The 4,025-nt window shown below is 70.6% G+C and carries 5 protein-coding genes; 3 read left to right on the forward strand and 2 right to left on the reverse strand.

Annotated features, from left to right (window positions below; all coding sequences use genetic code 11):
- Positions 1-417: energy transducer TonB (locus tag G4D87_RS34475; RefSeq protein ID WP_163786916.1), on the forward strand; the 417-nt coding region annotated here is incomplete at its 5' end.
- A 10-nt stretch (positions 418-427) separates the two neighbouring features.
- Here G4D87_RS34475 and G4D87_RS34480 read toward each other — a convergent pair.
- On the reverse strand, positions 428-919 hold the full coding sequence (locus G4D87_RS34480) for a MarR family winged helix-turn-helix transcriptional regulator (protein WP_163786917.1): 492 nt from the start codon (positions 917-919) through the stop codon (positions 428-430).
- A 184-nt stretch (positions 920-1,103) separates the two neighbouring features.
- Between G4D87_RS34480 and G4D87_RS34485 the strand changes: the two genes are divergently transcribed.
- Positions 1,104-2,507: a TolC family protein gene (locus G4D87_RS34485; RefSeq protein ID WP_163786918.1), complete on the forward strand. Its 1,404-nt coding sequence runs from the start codon at positions 1,104-1,106 to the stop codon at positions 2,505-2,507.
- 121 nt (positions 2,508-2,628) lie between these two features.
- The gene (locus tag G4D87_RS34490; protein WP_163786919.1) at positions 2,629-2,838 is read left to right on the forward strand and encodes a hypothetical protein; all 210 of its coding nucleotides are present in this window, start codon (positions 2,629-2,631) and stop codon (positions 2,836-2,838) included.
- A gap of 26 nt (positions 2,839-2,864) precedes the next feature.
- Here the strand turns inward: G4D87_RS34490 and G4D87_RS34495 are convergent, their stop codons facing one another.
- A complete protein-coding gene (locus G4D87_RS34495; protein ID WP_163786920.1) occupies positions 2,865-3,914 on the reverse strand; it encodes a Rieske 2Fe-2S domain-containing protein in 1,050 nt (349 codons plus the stop codon).
- Between the last annotated feature and the right edge of the window lie 111 nt (positions 3,915-4,025).

Here is a 4,025-nt window from a genome sequence, read left to right on the forward strand (position 1 = left end):
GTGGGCATGACGATGTCCTCCACCACCAGCGCGGGCTCGTTCGCCGCGCCCGTGGGCAACACCGCCTACGGCAGGACGGGCCCCACCGCGAAGGACCCCAAGGACGTGAAGGGGTACAGCGCGCCGAAGTACGCGCCCATCTACCAGGTGGACTCCGAGCCCACGGTGGCCTCCGAGGTGAAGATTCCCTACCCGGAGGAGGCGCGCCGCGCGGGCGTGGAGGGCACCGTGACGCTGTCCATCACCATCAGCCACGAGGGCAAGGTGACGGCGGTGAAGATTCTCAAGGGCCCCGGCTATGGCCTCAACGAGGCGGCCCGGGACGCCATCCGCCGCTTCCGCTTCAAGCCCGCCATCAAGGGCGGCGAGCCCGTCTCCACGGAGATGAAGTACTCGTACACCTTCCTGCTGGACTGACGCGGGGCGCCTACTGCGCGCCCAGCGCGCGGCGCATGATGTCGCGCAGCGCGCACAGGTCCTCCTCCGGCAGGCCGCAGATGGCGTCCGGCGGCTCGAAGATGCGCTCCAGCAGCCGCTCGCGCAGCGCCGCGCCGTCCTCCGTCAGCACCAGCATCTTCACCCGCCGGTCCTGTTCGGAGCTGCGGCGCACCACCAGTCCGCGCGCCTCCATCCGGTCCACCAGGCCCGTCACGTTGGACGCGTCGCACGACAGGTAGGCGGCCAGCGTGCTCATGGCCAGCGGCCCTTCCCCCAGCTGCCGCAGCACGTGCGCCTGCACCGGCGACAGGTCGAGCTCCGCCGCCAGTGCGGGGAAGTTGCGCATGTGCGTGTGCATCAGCTCGAAGAGGAGGGTCCACGCCTGGCGTGGCAAGTCACCCTCAGGTCCGGCTTGCCCGGGCCCACTCCCCGGCTTCGTCTTCCGCTCCAGTTGCTCGCCGCTCCCGTTCATACCCCTCATGTTATGTCACCTGATTCACCTAAACAATTGACTTCATCAACTATTGAGAGCTACTACATTCCGGAGCTTCCAAATTCGGACGTCATGGACTATGGCTGCCGACCCGAGGCTCGAACCCGTAGCAAGTCCATTCCGGACGCAGTGGCCCCCGTCGGCGCGGGCCCTTGAGGAGGTAGAGGCGGTCATGAGTTCATTCCTGGCGCTGTCCCTGGCTGCCACCCTGGCCGCGGCACCGCCGCCTACGCTGACCCTGGAGGACGCGCTCAACCGCGCCCGCAAGGAAAACCTGGACCTCAAGGCCGCGCAGGCCCGCCTCGCGCAGGCGGACACCGCGTCGCGCAAGGCCTGGGCCGGGTACCTGCCCAACGTGACGGTCAACGGCGCCATCGTCCGCAACTCCGTCGAAGCGGTGATTCCGGCGGGTCCGCTCGCGCCCGTGGAAATCGTCATCCAGCCGCGGGTGCAGTTGCAGGCCCAGGGCCAGGTGCGGCAGGCGCTCATCGCCCCGCAGCTGTGGGCCGGCATCCAGGCCGCCTACAAGGCGGAGCGCGTGGCGGAGCTCAACGTGGAGCAGGCGCGGCGCGAAATCTTCTTCGGCGTGGCGCAGGCGTACTACGGCACCGTGGCGCAGGGGCAGGCCGTGGCGGTGCAGGAGCGATTGGTGGAGCTCAACGGCGCGCGCGCCAAGGACACGAAGGTCCGCTTCGACGCGGGCACGGTGACGCGCGTGGCGCTGCTGCGCGCCGAGCAGGACCTGGCCCGCGCGGAGCAGGACCTCATCCGCGCGCGCAACGCGGAGGCGTCCGCCAAGCTGGTGCTGGCCACCCTGCTGGCGCTGGACGACCCGAACTTCGACGTGGCGCCGCCGCCGGAGCCCCAGGTGCCGGAGAAGACGGACACCGGCGTGCTCGTCGAGCGCTCGCTCGAGCAGCGCGCGGACGTCGCCGCGGCGCGTGAGTCCGTGGAGCTGGCGCGAATCAACAAGCGCGGCGTGTGGCTCAGCTACCTGCCCAACGTGCAAATCTCCGGCACCTACAACATCAGCAACGCGGCGGGCCTCGTGGGCTCCAACCGCATCTGGCTCATCACCCTGGGCGCCAGCTGGACGTTGTGGGACGGCGGCCTGCGTGAGGCCAACCTGCAGGAGGCCTCGGCCATCATCGCGGAGAACCGGGCCCTGCAGCGCAAGGCGGAGCTCACCGCGCGCCAGGAAGTGAATACCGCGCAGTTGGACCTGGAGAGCGCCCTGGCCAACCGCTTCAAGGCCTCGCAGGCCGTGGAGCTGGCGCGCGAGTCCCAGCGCCTCACCGAGGTCGCTTTCAAGGAAGGCGTGGCCACGTACCTGGAGGTCGCGGACGCGAACACCGCGCTGACGCAGGCGGAGATTGGCCTGGTGGGTGAGCGACTGCAGGCCTCGCTCGCCGGCCTGCGCCTGCTGCGCGCGGTGGGCGTGTTCGGCGCCCGTCCCCTGACGACGGACCTGAAGGTGGAGGACTCGGAGGCGCCGTTCCTCCAGCCGCTGCCGGAGCAGACGCAGCCGACGCAGCCGGCACAGGAAGGGCCGGCGGACGCTCCCCGGCAGCAGTAACCCCGCGGCGCGGCATCCCGGCGCCCGCCAGCAAGGCGGGCGTCGAGCGCCGGTTGTGAGCGGCCTTCGCCGGCCCCACCCTCGTGGAGAGAGGCATCACACCCTTTCCGAGGAGGACGTCATGGCGGAAGGACAGTGGGGCAACTGCAAGGGCTGCCGTTACTTCGCCAACCAGAACCCCCAGAGCGCAGGCGAGACGCACCGCTGCATGCAGCCGGAGCTGGCCGAGTTCGAGCTGGAGCTGTCCGGAGAGAGCGGCTGCAACGCCTACGAGGCGCGCACCGGCATGGCCGCTCCGGCGTACGAAGCGCCCTCCCCTTCGCTGCACTGAAGCGCGGGGCGCGCCTTTCCGCGCCCTCAGCGGCCCGGGGCCTCGCGGGTGAGCGGCACCACGGCCCCCGTCATCTTCGGGCCGGCGCCGTAGTAGATGCGCTCCAGGAGCCGCCGCTGGTGTACCAGCGGCGCGTCGAAGCGGTCCAACCGCATGCCCTTGTGGCTGTACGGCGTGTCCGCCACGGTGGTGATGAAGCGCGCGTCGTCGCGCACCTCCCACCAGGTGAGCGCCATGGCCGCCCGCGCCGCCACCGGGAGCAGCGGGCGCAGCAGCGGCTGCTCGGTGCGCAGGAATGAGAAGACGTGCAGGCGCGTGGTGCGCGCCGTCTCCGGCACGAAGAAGATGTTCGCCCGGGTGATGAAGGGACGCGGCGAGCCGTCCGGCGCCACCCATTGGATGGTGTACTGGCTGCGCACCGGGTCGAAGCGCGTCACCCAGTCGTTCTGGAAGAAGTCGCCGTCCCGCACGCCCAGCACCGTCATGATGGGCGCGGGCCGCTGCGGGGCGCGGTAGTGCACCTCCGTGCGGTCCTCCAGGTTGCGCGCCTCGAACTCCACCCGGCCCGCGTTCGGGTCGTCCCACCCCAGCCGGGTGTGGACGTAGGGCGTGTGCTCGTCCTCGCTGAAGTTGTCGAGCGACACGTGCAGCGGCGCCGCGAAGTGCGTGGAGAACGCGCCGCCGAAGACGTAGCCCTCATCGCCCATGTCGGGCATGGCCGAAAGCGGCGTGTCCCGCTCGGCCAGCCAGAGGTAGCCGTAGCGCTCCACCACCTGGAAGCTCCGCGCGTCGCAGTGGCGCAGCTCCGGCTGGCTGGGGTTGCTGCCGCGCCCCTGCGCGTCGAAGCGCCAGCCGTGGTACGGACACTGGAGCCGCCCGTCCGCGCGCACCGTCCCCTTGGACAGCGGCGCGAAGCGATGAGGGCAGGCATCCGCGAGCGCCGCGGGCTGCCCCGCGCCATCCCGGAAGAGCGCGTAGGCGCGGCCCGCCACCTCCACGCGGACCGGCCGGGTGCCCAGCGCGCGGGCGGAGAGCACCGGATGGAAGTGACGGATGACCTTGGGGGTAGGCTCCATGAGGGCCCAGTATAAGTCGACGACTATCCCGGCTTGGAATGGACTCCGAGTTACGCGAGGTGAACTGGAGGGCCGGGCAGCCCCCTTCCCCCTGGGTTATGCTTTCGCCCC

Source organism: Myxococcus vastator (genome assembly GCF_010894475.1).
GTDB lineage: Bacteria > Myxococcota > Myxococcia > Myxococcales > Myxococcaceae > Myxococcus > Myxococcus vastator.

What these genes read in the sequence shown, in the direction of transcription:
- G4D87_RS34485 (WP_163786918.1), top strand. Translation starts at nt 1,104, where the DNA reads ATGAGTTCATTCCTGGCGCTGTCCCTGGCTGCCACCCTGGCCGCGGCA.
- G4D87_RS34495 (WP_163786920.1), bottom strand. Translation starts at nt 3,914, where the DNA reads ATGGAGCCTACCCCCAAGGTCATCCGTCACTTCCATCCGGTGCTCTCC.
- G4D87_RS34490 (WP_163786919.1), top strand. Translation starts at nt 2,629, where the DNA reads ATGGCGGAAGGACAGTGGGGCAACTGCAAGGGCTGCCGTTACTTCGCC.
- G4D87_RS34480 (WP_163786917.1), bottom strand. Translation starts at nt 919, where the DNA reads ATGAGGGGTATGAACGGGAGCGGCGAGCAACTGGAGCGGAAGACGAAG.